The following is a 13,666-nucleotide window of genomic DNA, read 5'->3' as shown; positions in this document are numbered from 1 at the left end:
GGTTACATTCCGAACCCGGAAGCTAAGCCTCACAGCGCCGATGGTACTGCAGGGGGGACCCTGTGGGAGAGTAGGACGCCGCCGAACAATCATTCCAAAAAGACCCACTCCCGATCGGGAGTGGGTCTTTTTGCGTTACCCTCTGCGAATGCAGAACCTGACCCTGACCTGGCAGTCCGCCGGGGGCACCGCCGTTGTTCTCTACGGCGGCGCGTACGTCGCCGCGAGGGTCCGGAAGCCGTCCTTGTCGGCGCTCCTGCGCGAGGCCGGCACTCTGCTCGCCCTGTTCGCGCTGTGGCAGCTGGTGGGGCACCTGTCGGTGATGAGCGCGGACCACGCGCTGGACCGGGCGGAGTGGATCCACCGGACGGAGCTGGCGGTCGGGCTGCCGGACGAGGCGTCGTGGCAGGCCGCGATCACGCCGTACCCGGTGCTGGTGCGGCTGGCGAACTACTACTACGCGGTCATGCACTTCGGCGTCATGCTGGTGGTGCTGCTCTGGGTGTTCCTGCGGCACCGCGAGCGGTACGCGTGGGTGCGGAACACCGTGGTGATCACGACGGCGGTCTGCCTCCTGGTCCAGTTCATCCCGGTGGCACCGCCGCGGATGCTGCCGGAGAACGGCTTCGTCGACGTGGCCGCGCAGTACGGGCAGTCCGTGTACGGCGGCGCGGTCGGCGGCGTGGTGGTGGCGGACCAGCTGTCCGCGATGCCGTCGGTGCACGTGGCGTGGTGCGTGCTGGCGGCGGTGGCGGTGATCCGGGTGGCGCGGAGTCCGTTGCGCTGGCTGGTGGTGCTGCACCCCGTCCTGACGGTCGCCGTGGTCGTCGTGACCGCCAACCACTTCTGGGCGGACGGCATCGTCGCCGTGACGATCCTGCTCTTCGCGTACGCCGTCCTGGCGCTGACGGCACGCCGGCGGGGCCGGCCCTCCGTCGACGAGACGGAGGACCGGCCCCGCAGCGGGTCCGGTTCGCGGACCGGGCAGGTCACTTGAGCGGCAGCGCGATCCGACCCCACTTGCCGTTGCTCAGCCTGGCCGTGGCCCCGTACCAGGCGATGAGCCCGGAGAGCGCCGCGACCCAGCCCGCGAGCTTGGTGAGGCTGCCGTGGCCGCCGAACGCGCCGATGGCGGCGACCAGCAGGGACAGCGTCAGCAGGCCGTAGACGGCCCGGCTGTACAGGCCCGCGCCCCAGCTCGCCGCGGTGAGGGTGAGGGCGAGCAGGGCCCACAGCAGCAGGAACAGCCCGGCGGCGTTCTTGCTCGCGCCGCCGGCCACCGACCAGGTCGCCCAGAAGGCGCCGAGGCTGGTGAACGCGGTGCCGGTGAAGCCCTCGCCGCCGCGGAGCTGCCAGAGGCCCGCGACGAACAGGGTGATGCCGCCGACGACGTGGGCGAGGTGGGCCGCGTCCCCGGCGCCGGTGCCCTTGAGGATTCCGGTCGAGAGCAGGCCGTAGGCGAGAAGTGTGAGGCCGAGTGCGAGGTAGCCGAGGTTACCCGCGTCGGCTCCGGTGGGACGGGCGTTCGTTGCCCCGGAGGCGTCGTTGCTCACCGGAGGCTCCTTTCACTCTGGGCGCGCGCAGGGCGCAGTCAACGCAGTGGAGTGGTCCGAAGGAGTGGTTGCGAGAAGGTGCGCGCGACCGCGCCGAGGGCGCACGGCAGGAGCGTGCGCGGGCTGCGGTCAGAGGTGGTGGGCCGAGGGCCGAATGTTCCGGGCCGAGGGGTGGGGGGAAGTCCCCGCTGAGGTCGGTGTACCCGGGCCGACCAGGCTTGTACCCTTGTGAATCGCACAATTTGTGGCGCCGTCAGCTGTGGAACGCTCACGATGGGCCGCCGGCCGGGTCCGGCCGTGGCAGTTCTGCTCAGTGGCGGCGGTCCGGCGGGTCCGCCCCGGCGCCGACCCGGTCGGCACGGGTGCGTCGCGCTCAGCTCGTGCGCTGGGCGGGCACCCGCAGCGTCAGGATCGCCATGTCGTCGGACGGCGGCTCCGGGGCGAAGCGCTCGACCGCGCGCTGCACGCGCATGGCGACGGCCCCGGCGGTGAGGCCGGTGCAGCCGGTGAGGACCTCGGCGAGGCCGTCGTCGCCCAGCATCCGGCGGCCCTCGCGGCGTTCGGTGACGCCGTCGGTGACGCAGAGCAGGACCTCGCCCGGGGCGAGCACGAGGTGCTCGGCGGTGAGGTCGAGGTCGTCCATGACGCCGAGCAGGGGCTGCGGGGTGGCGGCGCGGTCGACCTGGCCGTCGGTGCGCAGCCGCAGCGGCAGCGGGTGGCCGGCGCAGACCAGGGACAGTTCGGTGCTGCCGTCCGGTCGGGGCGTCAGTTCGCCGTAGAGCAGGGTGAGGAAGCGGCTGCGCGAACCCTCGTCCAGGATGGCCGCGTTGAGCCGGGTGAGGACCTGCGGGGCGTCCAGGCCCTCGCGGGCGAGCAGGCGCAGCGAGTGGCGGGCCAGGCCGGTGACGGAGGCGGCCTCGGGGCCGGTGCCGCAGACGTCGCCGATGGCGAAGCCGTACGTGCCCTCGCGGATGGTGAACAGGTCGTAGAAGTCGCCGCCGACCTCGTTGCCCTCGCCGGCGGCCTGGTAGTACACGTCCACCTCGACGCCGGGGATCTCGGGCAGGTCGGGTGGCAGGAGGCTGCGCTGGAGGGCCTGGCTGGTCGCGGTGCGCTCGGAGTAGAGGCGGGAGTTGTCGAGGGCGAGGGCGGCCCGGCGGGAGAGGTCCTCGGCGAGTTCGAGGATCTCCTGGCGGAAGCGGACGCCGGCCGGGGTGCCGAGGGCGAGCAGGCCGATGACGCGGTTGCGGGCGGTGAGCGGCAGGACGACGGTCTCGCCGAGCACGCCGGCGAGTTCGGGGCTGTCGGTGAGTCCGCCGGCGGCGGCGGTCTCGGTGGGTGCGGGCCAGAACCGGGCGCTGTGGGCGGGGCCGGGGTCGGGCGCGGGGGTCTTGTCGAGCAGGCCGCGCAGCGCGTCGATGCGGTCCTCGTCCTCGTGCAGGACGAAGGCGAGGTTGGGCGCGGCGCCGTGGTCGCCCTTGGTGTAGACGGCGCACCAGGAGGCGAGGGTGGGGACGGCCATCTGGGCCATCAGGGCGAGGGTCTGCTCGTGTTCGAGGGTGCCGGCGAGCAGGTCGGAGGCTTCGACGAGGAAGGAGAGCGAGCCGCGGCGCAGTCGTTCGAGCTCGGTGAGGCGGGTGCTCTCGACGGCGAGGGCGACCCGGTCGGCGGCGAACTGCAGGCGCAGCGCGTCCTCGTTGTCGTAGCGGCCGGGGGCGGCGGTGGCGATGCCGAGGGAGCCGATCAGCCGGCCCTCGACCTTGAGCGGGACGGTGACCAGGGAACGCATGCCGCTGCCGTCGAGGAGGGCCGGTCCGGCCGGACGGGCGATCAGGTCGTCGTGGACGGTGGGCAGCCGGGCGGAGTCGTAGCGGTTGCCGTGTCCGACCGGGAAGCGGGTGTGGCGGCGGTGTCCGGTGGTGAGGCCGGTGGCGGCGCGGACCTCGAACTCGGTCTCGTCCTCGGTGGTGAGGAGCAGGTAGGCGGCGTCGGCGTCGAGCAGGTCGCGGGCGCGTTCGACGGTGCGCTGGAGCAGGGTGTCGAGGTCGTCGGTGGCGACCGGGCCGGCCAGCAGGTCGAGCCGGGGGCCGGCCGGGTCGGTGCGGTCGCCGGGCAGGGCGCGGGCGGGGGAGCGCAGGACGGCGCGGTCGGGTTCGAGGACGAGCAGGCAGAGTGTGGAGGGGACGCCCTCGGTGTCGCGGACGCGGACCTGGACGCCGTACACCTCCTCGGTGCGGCCGTCGGCGCGGCGGACGGCGAAGCCGCCCTCCCAGCGCGCGAGGCGCAGGGTCTCGGCGAGGCCGAGGCCGCGGGCGGGGGTGTCGGGCCAGACGGCGAGGTCGGCCCACGGGCGGCCGAGGACGCTGTCGGCGGGGTGCCGGAAGAGGGCTTCGGCGTCCGGGTTCCAGGCGAGGACGCGGCCGTCGTCGTCGAGCTGGACGACGGCGACGTGCACCGGGCCGGGGCCGCTGGGCAGGTCGCTGCCGGGGGTGGCGGGGACGGCGTAGCGGGTGCCGGCGACGGGGACCGGCAGGGCGAGGCGGAACCAGACGGTCTTGCGGCCGGCCGCGTACTCGACGCCCCAGCGTTCGGCGAGGGCGGAGCACATCAGCAGGCCGCGGCCGCCCTCGCCGTCGGGGTCGGCGTAGCGGTCGGAGGAGGTGACGGGGCCGTCGGTGAAGGCGGGCAGGCCGCGTTCCGGGTGGTGGTCGGTGACCTCGATCCGGACGGTGCCCTCCTCGCGCAGGCAGCCGACCTCGGCGGCGGTGCCGGCGTGCACGACGGCGTTGGTGACGAGTTCGCTGACCAGGACGACGGCGTCGTCGACGACCTCCGGCAGCCCCCAGCCGAGCAGCGCGTCCCGGACGAAGCCCCGGGCGGCGGCCGCGGACCTGCCGTCGGGGTCGAAGGTGGCGGCTGCGCGCGCGGTGACCACGTTGCCACTTCTCCTCTGCTGCTCTTGCCCTGGCTGTCCGGGTGCGGCGCCGTCTCCCGGTACGCGCCGGCGGGTGGGCGGCGGCGCTGGGACGGGTCGTGGCCCGGTGCAGCGCTCCACCCTACTTTCCGCTTGGTTCCCCGTGGGGGCGGGGCGTCGAAACGGGCACCAGAGGGTGATTCTGCCCACGCGTTTCGGGAGAGGCGGTAACAACCGTGTGCAACCGGCCGTATACCCGGGGCCGGTGCTGCCAGACTGGGGGGTCCGCGACGGTCGGTCGGGACAGTACGGTCGACGCGGGTGCCGGTGCGTCGTGAGGTGCGGCCGGTGCGCAGCCCAAGCCGGGGCGGTGCCCGGGCCCCGGTCCGCCGGGGCGCGGAGGGCCACCGGACAGTTCACGACGTGGGAGGGGCCCGTTGAGTTCGGCCACCAAGGACGCAACCGGTACGACGCAGGCCGCCCAGCGCGGTGCTCGCCCCGGGGCCGCGCCGCGGAGCGCGGCCGGCCGGCGAGCGAACCACGGCCGGGGCGCGGAACCGGCGGAGCTGCGCAAGCTGCTGTCGGCGCTGACGGCGATGCGCGACGGCAACTTCCGGCGCCGGCTGACGGTGCCGGGGGACGGGCCGCTGGCGGAGATCGCCGCGGTGTTCAACGAGGTGGCCGAGCGCAACCAGCACCTGACCGGTGAACTGGCCCGGGTGCGGCGGGCGGTGGGCCGCGAGGGCCGGCTGAACGAGCGGCTGGAGACCGGTGCGGGCGAGGGCGCCTGGATGGCGGCGGTCGACAACTGCAACGCGCTGATCGACGACCTGGCCCGTCCGATGGCCGAGGTGGGCCGGGTGCTGACCTCGATCGCCGAGGGTGACCTGGACCAGAAGATGGAGCTGCGCTCGCTGCACAGCAACGGGGTGAGCCACCCGCTGCGCGGCGAGTACCTGAAGATCGGGCGGACGGTCAACGGGCTGGTGGACCAGCTCTCGGAGTTCACCGACGAGGTGACCCGGGTGGCCCGCGAGGTCGGTACCGAGGGCAAGCTGGGCGGTCAGGCCAAGGTCCGCAGCGTGTCGGGCAGTTGGAAGGACCTGGCGGACTCGGTCAACACGATGGCCGGGCGCCTGACGGCCCAGGTGCGCAACATCGCCCAGGTGACGACGGCGGTGGCCAAGGGCGACCTGTCCCGCAAGGTCACCGTCGAGGTGGCCGGCGAGATGCTGGAGCTGAAGAACACCGTCAACACGATGGTGGACCAGCTCAACGGCTTCGCGGCGCAGGTGACGAGGGTCGCCCGGGACGTCGGGACCGAGGGCCGCCTCGGCGGTCAGGCGCAGGTGCCGGGCGTGGCCGGGGTCTGGCGGGACCTGACCGACTCGGTGAACTTCATGGCCGACAACCTGACCGGCCAGGTGCGGAACATCGCCCAGGTGACGACGGCGGTGGCGCGCGGGGACCTCTCGCAGAAGATCGAGGTGGACGCGCGCGGCGAGATGCTGGAGCTGAAGAACACCATCAACACGATGGTGGACCAGCTGTCCGGGTTCGCCGAGCAGGTGACCAGGGTGGCCCGCCAGGTGGGTACCGAGGGTCGCCTCGGCGGCCAGGCGCAGGTGCCGGGCGCGGCGGGCGTGTGGCGCGACCTGACCGACAACGTCAACTTCATGGCGAACAACCTCACCGATCAGGTGCGCAACATCGCCCAGGTGACGACCGCGGTCGCCAAGGGCGACCTGTCGCAGAAGATCCAGGTGGACGCGCGCGGGGAGATCCTGGAGCTGAAGAACACCATCAACACGATGGTGGACCAGCTCTCGGCGTTCGCGGACGAGGTGACCCGGGTGGCCCGGGACGTCGGCACCGAGGGCATCCTCGGCGGCCAGGCGAGCGTGCCGGGGGTGTCCGGGACCTGGAAGGACCTGACCAACTCCGTCAACCTGATGGCCAACAACCTGACCAGCCAGGTCCGCAACATCGCCGAGGTGACCACGGCGGTCGCGCGCGGCGACGTCTCGAAGAAGATCACCGTCGACGCCCGGGGCGAGATCCTGGAGCTGGTGACGACCGTCAACACGATGGTGGACCAGCTGTCGGCGTTCGCCGACGAGGTGACCCGCGTCGCCCGCGAGGTGGGCACCGAGGGGATCCTGGGCGGCCAGGCCCGGGTGCGGGGGGTGTCGGGCATCTGGAAGGACCTGACCGACAACGTCAACTTCATGGCGTCCAACCTGACCGGGCAGGTGCGCAACATCGCCGAGGTCGCCTCGGCGGTGGCCCGCGGCGACCTCTCGAAGAAGATCACCATCGACGCGCAGGGCGAGATCGCGACGCTCGCCGGGACGCTGAACACGATGGTCGACCAGCTCTCGTCCTTCGCCGTCGAGGTGACCAGGGTCGCCCGCGAGGTCGGCACCGACGGCACCCTGGGCGGCCAGGCGAGCGTGCCCGGCGTGGCCGGCATCTGGAAGGACCTGACCGACAACGTCAACCTGATGGCCAACAACCTCACCGGCCAGGTCCGCAACATCGCGCTGGTGATCACGGCGGTGGCCCGCGGCGACCTGTCGCAGAAGATCGACGTCGACGCGCGCGGCGAGATCCTCCAGCTCAAGACCAGCATCAACACGATGGTCGACCAGCTGTCCGCGTTCGCCGACGAGGTCACCCGCGTCGCCCGCGAGGTGGGCACCGACGGCCGCCTCGGCGGCCAGGCCCGGGTGCCCGGGGTGGACGGCACCTGGCAGGACCTCACCGAGTCGGTGAACGAGCTGGCCAACAACCTGACCCGGCAGGTGCGCGCGATCGCGCAGGTCGCCACCGCCGTGACCAGGGGCGACCTGAGCCTGCGGATCGACGTCGACGCCGCGGGGGAGCTCGACGAGCTCAAGGACAACATCAACCAGATGATCGCCAACCTGCGCGAGACCACCCGCACCAACCAGGAGCAGGACTGGCTCAAGACCAACCTGGCCCGGATCTCCGGCCTGCTCCAGGGCCGCCGGGACCTGGAGGCGGTCGCCTCGCTGATCATGACCGAGCTCACCCCGGTGGTCTCCGCCCAGCACGGCGCGTTCTTCCTCGCCCAGCCGGCCGGCCGCACCGCCGAGCTGATTACCGAGGACGACGACGAGAACGACACCGTGCTGCGCCTGATCGGCAGCTACGGCTACCAGCGGCGCGCGATGCCGACCACCTTCCGCCCCGGCGAGTCGCTGATCGGCCAGGCCGCGGTGGAGAAGCGGGCGATCATCCTCAAGGAGGCGCCGCCCGGGTACCTCAAGATCGCCTCGGGCCTCGGCGAGGCCTCGCCGGCCCACATCGTGGTGCTGCCGGTGCTGTTCGAGGGCCGGCTGCTCGGCGTGATCGAACTCGCCACCTTCAGCTCGTTCACGACCGTCGCCCTCGACTTCCTCAACCAGATCGCCGACCTGATCGGCGTCACCGTCAACACCATCAGCGTCAACACCAAGACCGAGGGCCTGCTGCTGGAGTCCCAGCGGCTCACCGCGGAACTCTCCATGCGTTCGGCCGAGTTGGAGGCCCGCCAGGAGGAACTGGAGCGCACCAACGAGGAGTTGCAGGAGAAGGCCGAGCAACTCGCCCAGCAGAACCGCGACATCGAGATCAAGAACAGCGAGATCGAGGAGGCCCGCCAGGTCCTGGAGGAGCGCGCCGAACAGCTCGCCCTGGCCTCCCGCTACAAGAGCGAGTTCCTCGCCAACATGTCGCACGAGCTGCGCACCCCGCTCAACTCGCTGCTGATCCTGGCCAAGCTGCTCTCCGACAACAACGAGGGCAACCTCTCGCCCAAGCAGGTCGAGTTCGCCGACACCATCCACGGCGCCGGCTCCGACCTGCTCCAGCTGATCAACGACATCCTCGACCTGTCCAAGGTCGAGGCCGGCAAGATGGACGTCCGCCCGAGCCGGATCGCCCTGGTCCAGCTGGTCGACTACGTCGAGGCCACCTTCCAGCCGGTCGCGCTGGACAAGAACCTGGACTTCGCCGTCCGGGTCTCGCCCGCGCTGCCGGTCACCCTGCACACCGACGAGCAGCGGCTCCAGCAGGTGCTGCGCAACCTGATCTCCAACGCGGTCAAGTTCACCGACGCGGGCGCCGTCGACTTCTCGATCAGCCCGGCCGGGCCGGACGTGCCCCAGCACGTCCGCGAGCAGCTGCTGGAGTCCGGCTCGATCAAGGACCCGGACGACCCGCTGATCGCCTTCGCCGTCTCCGACACCGGCATCGGCATCCCCGGCAACAAGCTGCGGGAGATCTTCGAGGCCTTCAAGCAGGCCGACGGCGGCATCAGCCGCAAGTACGCCGGAACGGGCCTGGGCCTCTCGATCAGCCGGGAGATCGCCCGGCTGCTCGGCGGTGAGATCCACGTCGAGAGCGAGCTCGGCAGGGGCTCGACCTTCACGCTCTACCTGCCGCTGCGCACCGAGTCCTCGGACACCCCGCCCACCGAGCGCGCCGCCGTGGCGGCCGTGCCCAACACCCCGGTGCTGCGCGCCACCGTCGGCGTGACCCCGGTGGGCGTTCCCGTCCCGGTGGGCGAGAACCCGGCCGATCACTGGGCCCAGGAGGTCCGCGAACTCGCCGAGGAGCGCCGCCGCGGCGCCGTGGAGCGCCGTCGCACCGCCGCCCTGGACCTCCCCGCCGGGGGCCGCCCGGTGGAGCCGGTCCCGCTGCGCCCCGGCCGCACCGACGCGCGCTTCGGCGGCCAGCAGGTGCTGATCGTCGACGACGACGTCCGCAACGTGTTCGCCCTCACCAGCGTCCTGGAACAGCACGGCCTGACCGTCCTGTACGCCGAGAACGGGCGCGAGGGCATCGAGATGCTGGAGCAGCACGAGCACGTCGCGCTGGTCCTGATGGACATCATGATGCCGGAGATGGACGGCTACGCGACCACCGAGGCGATCCGCCGGATGCCCCAGTTCGCCGGCCTGCCGATCATCGCGCTGACCGCCAAGGCGATGAAGGGCGACCGCGAGAAGTCCCTCGCGGCGGGCGCCACCGACCACATCACCAAGCCGGTGGAGACCGACCACCTGCTGGCGGTGATGCACGAGTGGCTGCGGCCCGACCGGCCCTGAGCGCGTACCCCAGGTCCCGTTTCCCAAGCGGGACTTGGGCGACGGGCCGCCGGCGGGGCGCGCACCGGGAGGCGGACTCCGGGGCGTACGCCGGGCCGGAGATCGGTTTGCTGGCGGGGAGGGCCGGGAACCCGGTAGGGTCACCGATCGTTGCGAACAGTGACCGGACGGCGACACACTGCTGAGCGTGCGCCGGAGCACCGGCCGTGCACCGGTCCCGATCGGGTCCGACGCAGCCGGGTCGCGACGGAGCGATGTGCCGGGCGAGGGGGTGCGGCTAGCATGACCGGGGTAGCGGTGGGCAGTACGCGAGTGCCCTCACCGGGCAGGCAGGCGACAGGAGGGCGGGCCCTGATGCAGAAGGCGAAGATCCTCCTGGTCGACGACCGGCCGGAGAACCTGCTGGCACTGGAGGCGATCCTGTCGGCGCTCGACCAGACGCTGGTGCGCGCGGCGTCCGGCGAGGAGGCGCTCAAGGCGCTGCTGACCGACGACTTCGCCGTGATCCTGCTGGACGTCCAGATGCCGGGCATGGACGGCTTCGAGACCGCCGCCCACATCAAGCGCCGCGAGCGCACCCGGGACATCCCGATCATCTTCCTCACCGCGATCAACCACGGCCCGCACCACACCTTCCGCGGCTACGCGGCCGGCGCGGTCGACTACATCTCCAAGCCGTTCGACCCGTGGGTGCTGCGCGCCAAGGTCTCCGTCTTCGTCGACCTGTACGTGAAGAACTGCCAGCTGAAGGAGCAGGCCGCGCTGCTGCGGCTGGAGCTGGAGGCGGGCGGCGGAGAGCCGGCCCTCGGCGGGGCGCTGCTCGGCGAGCTGTCCGCGCGGCTGGCGGCGGTCGAGGAGCAGGCGGAGGCGCTGGGCAAGCAGCTGGACGGCAGCGCCGACTCGGGGGTGGCCGCCACCGCGGCGCACCTGGAGCGGAAGCTGGCCGGGCTGCGCCGGGCCCTGGACGCGCTGCGCCCGGGCAGCTCGTAGGGGTACGCAGGAGCCGCGCCGGCCGGCCCGACCGGGTGGAGCGCGCGGGCGTCCGGGTGAATTCCGGTCAGCGTGACGGAGTGTCTGCGACACGTCGGGGCGCCCCGGCTCGCCACATGTGCACCGGTGGCCCGCACCGGTAGGCTGCTGACCCATGGCCACTCGTACGCCCGGAAACGCAGCACGTAAGACGAGTCCGGGACCGTCCAAGAAGGCCGCGGCGAGGACTCCGGGCAAACCGCCGGCGAAGAAGGCGGCGCCCCGCAAGGCACCCGCGAAGAAGACGGCGGCCAGGTCGGCCCCGCCACCGCCGCCGAACAGGTCGATACTCCTGCGCGCCCTCAACGGGCTCGCGAGCCCGATCGCCGCGATCTTCCGGGGCGTCGGCGACGGTGCCAAGAACCTCCACCCGGCCCACCGCAAGGACGGGCTGGGCCTCGTGCTGTTCGCGCTCGGCCTGGTGACGGCCGCGGGGACCTGGTTCAGCCCGCAGGGCTGGCTCGGCGAGGCGGCCACCGCCGTGGTGTCCGGGCTGTTCGGGCGGCTCGACGTGCTGGTGCCGTTCCTGCTGGTCGGGATCGCGATCCGGCTCTGGCGCCACCCGGAGCTGCCGGAGGCCAACGGGCGGATCGTGATCGGCCTGAGCGCGCTGGTGGTCGGCGTCCTCGGCCTGGTCCACATCGGCTGCGGCGCGCCCACGATGGGCAGCGGCGCGTCCCGGATAAGGGCGGCGGGCGGCATCATCGGCTGGGCCGCGTCGACGCCCATGATGGCCGCCGCGGGCCCGGCGCTGGCCGTGCCGCTGCTCCTGCTGCTGGCCTTCTTCGGCCTGCTGGTGGTCACTGCCACCCCGGTCAACCGCATCCCCGAGCGGTTGCGCTCCGCCGGCGTGCGGCTCGGCGTGGTCGAGCCGGGGCCGGAGGACGAGTACGGCGAGGGGCGTGCGCCGGAGCGCGAACTGTCCACGGATCCGCCGGAGGACGCCGACCCGTCGGCGCTGCCGTTCAGCGTCGACTCCGAGGACACGGTCGACGAGGTGGCCGCCCGTCGGCGCCGCCGCCGGCGCAAGCCGCAGTCCGAGGAGCCCGAGGGCGCGGAGGCGGGCCCCGAGCCCGTCTCGTTCGACAAGGACGTCGACGACCCGTTCACCACCCGCAACCTCGCCGCGGGCGCCGCCGCCGACCTGGACGGCGCGCTGGTCTACGGCGTGCCCGCCTCCTCCGCGGTGGCGGACATGATGCACCAGGTGCAGGACCGCACCGCCCCGCCCGAGGAGGCCCTCGTCCCGGCGGCCCGCGGCGGCGGCCCGGGCGCGCCCGAGGAGCACGGCCGCGCCCCGGTGCGGATGGAGCAGCTCCAGCTCTCCGGCGACATCACCTACAGCCTGCCCCCGCTCGACCTGCTGGAGCGCGGCGGCCCGGCCAAGCCCCGCAGCGCCCTCAACGACGAGGTGGTGGCCCAGCTCACGAGCACGTTCGCCGAGTTCAAGGTGGACGCCAAGGTCACCGGATTCACCCGGGGCCCGACGGTCACCCGCTACGAGGTCGAGCTCGGCCCGGCCGTCAAGGTGGAGCGGATCACCGCGCTCGCCAAGAACATCGCGTACGCGGTGGCCAGCGCGGACGTGCGGATCATCAGCCCGATCCCGGGCAAGTCCGCGGTCGGCATCGAGATCCCCAACCGGGACCGCGAGATGGTCAACCTCGGCGACCTGCTGCGCTCGCGCACGGCCGCCGAGGACACCCACCCGATGGTCGTCGGCATGGGCAAGGACGTCGAGGGCCACACCGTGATGGCCAACCTCGCGAAGATGCCGCACATCCTGGTGGCCGGGGCGACCGGCGCGGGCAAGTCCTCCTGCATCAACTGCCTGATCACCTCGATCCTCGCCCGGGCCACCCCGGACGAGGTGCGGATGGTGCTGGTCGACCCCAAGCGGGTCGAGCTGACCGCCTACGAGGGCATCCCGCACCTGATCACACCGATCATCACCAACCCCAAGAAGGCCGCCGAGGCCCTCCAGTGGGTGGTGCGCGAGATGGACATGCGCTACGACGACCTCGCGGCGTTCGGCTTCCGGCACGTCGACGACTTCAACGCGGCGGTGCGCGCCGGGAAGGTCACCCCGCCGCTCGGCAGCGAGCGCGAGCTGACGCCGTACCCGTACCTGCTGGTGATCGTCGACGAGCTGGCCGACCTGATGATGGTCGCCCCGCGCGACGTCGAGGACTCGGTGGTCCGGATCACCCAGCTGGCCCGCGCGGCCGGCATCCACCTGGTGCTCGCCACCCAGCGGCCCTCGGTGGACGTCGTGACCGGTCTGATCAAGGCCAACGTGCCGTCCCGGCTGGCCTTCGCGACCTCCGCGATGGCCGACTCCCGGGTCATCCTGGACCAGCCCGGCGCCGAGAAGCTGATCGGCAAGGGCGACGCGCTCTTCCTGCCGATGGGCGCCGGCAAGCCGATCCGCATGCAGGGCGCGTTCGTCACCGAGGCCGAGATCGCCGCGGTGGTGCAGCACTGCAAGGACCAGTTGGCCGCCCGCTACCGGGACGACGTCACGGTCGGCGGCGGGCCGAAGAAGGAGATCGACGAGGAGATCGGCGACGACCTCGACCTGCTGATCCAGGCCGCGGAGCTGGTGGTCTCCACCCAGTTCGGCTCGACCTCGATGCTCCAGCGCAAGCTCCGGGTCGGCTTCGCCAAGGCGGGCCGGCTGATGGACCTGATGGAGTCACGCGGGATCGTCGGCCCGAGCGAGGGCTCCAAGGCGCGCGACGTGCTGGTGAAGCCGGACGAGCTCGACGGGGTGCTGGTGACCCTGCGCGGCTGACGGACCGGGCGCGGGAGGCGGGTGTCCCGGACGAGGTGTCACTCGTTCGGAGGAGGGTAGGCGCCAGGGCGGGAACCGAACGTCCGCGCACCGCGTCACTGGCCGGAAAGCGATCACCGTGCTCCCCCTGCGTGACCCCGCCGACCGGCCGTCTGCGGGGCCCCACCCCGATCGGGGCGGGTGCGCGCATTCGGGCCTGTTCCGCTTGAGAATCGATCCGTCCACGCCCCTAGACTGTTCCCCAGCAGGTGGCCATCCGCTC

General features: G+C 72.5%; 6 protein-coding genes and 1 rRNA gene. 5 read left to right on the top strand and 2 right to left on the bottom strand.

The window, feature by feature from the left end; genetic code table 11:
- Positions 1-87, top strand: a 5S ribosomal RNA gene (gene rrf / locus ACFV4F_RS26745); the annotation flags it as partial.
- 61 nt (positions 88-148) lie between these two features.
- Positions 149-997, top strand: a complete 849-nt coding sequence (locus tag ACFV4F_RS26740; protein WP_380498318.1) for a phosphatase PAP2 family protein — start codon at positions 149-151, stop codon at positions 995-997.
- Here the strand turns inward: ACFV4F_RS26740 and ACFV4F_RS26735 are convergent.
- Both ACFV4F_RS26735 and ACFV4F_RS26730 read right to left on the bottom strand, forming a co-directional pair.
- Positions 990-1,553 (bottom strand): acetate uptake transporter, encoded by a 564-nt coding sequence (locus ACFV4F_RS26735; RefSeq protein ID WP_380445382.1) that lies wholly within the window; start codon positions 1,551-1,553, stop codon positions 990-992. The genes ACFV4F_RS26740 and ACFV4F_RS26735 overlap by 8 nt on opposite strands.
- 373 nt (positions 1,554-1,926) lie before the next feature.
- Positions 1,927-4,488, bottom strand: coding sequence for a SpoIIE family protein phosphatase (locus tag ACFV4F_RS26730; RefSeq protein WP_380445383.1), 2,562 nt, complete (start codon positions 4,486-4,488; stop codon positions 1,927-1,929).
- Positions 4,489-5,063: 575 nt separating this feature from the next.
- On the opposite strand from ACFV4F_RS26730, the gene ACFV4F_RS26725 reads away from it, so the two are divergent.
- From ACFV4F_RS26725 to ACFV4F_RS26715, 3 genes are all read left to right on the top strand, one after another.
- Entirely contained in the window at positions 5,064-9,581 is a 4,518-nt protein-coding gene (locus ACFV4F_RS26725; protein ID WP_380445404.1) for a HAMP domain-containing protein, read from the top strand.
- Positions 9,582-9,932: 351 nt separating this feature from the next.
- Positions 9,933-10,571 carry a response regulator gene (locus tag ACFV4F_RS26720; RefSeq protein WP_380445405.1) on the top strand — a complete coding sequence of 213 codons (639 nt, stop codon included), beginning with the start codon at positions 9,933-9,935 and terminating at the stop codon, positions 10,569-10,571.
- 154 nt (positions 10,572-10,725) lie between these two features.
- A complete protein-coding gene (locus tag ACFV4F_RS26715; protein WP_380506071.1) occupies positions 10,726-13,404 on the top strand; it encodes a DNA translocase FtsK in 2,679 nt (892 codons plus the stop codon).
- Positions 13,405-13,666 lie beyond the last annotated feature (262 nt).

Source organism: Kitasatospora sp. NPDC059722, assembly GCF_042733235.1.
Classification (GTDB): domain Bacteria; phylum Actinomycetota; class Actinomycetes; order Streptomycetales; family Streptomycetaceae; genus Kitasatospora.
This window is presented reverse-complemented; position numbering and strand designations above follow the sequence as displayed.

What these genes read in the sequence shown, in the direction of transcription:
- ACFV4F_RS26715 (WP_380506071.1), top strand. Translation starts at nt 10,726, where the DNA reads ATGGCCACTCGTACGCCCGGAAACGCAGCACGTAAGACGAGTCCGGGA.
- ACFV4F_RS26740 (WP_380498318.1), top strand. Translation starts at nt 149, where the DNA reads ATGCAGAACCTGACCCTGACCTGGCAGTCCGCCGGGGGCACCGCCGTT.
- ACFV4F_RS26725 (WP_380445404.1), top strand. Translation starts at nt 5,064, where the DNA reads ATGCGCGACGGCAACTTCCGGCGCCGGCTGACGGTGCCGGGGGACGGG.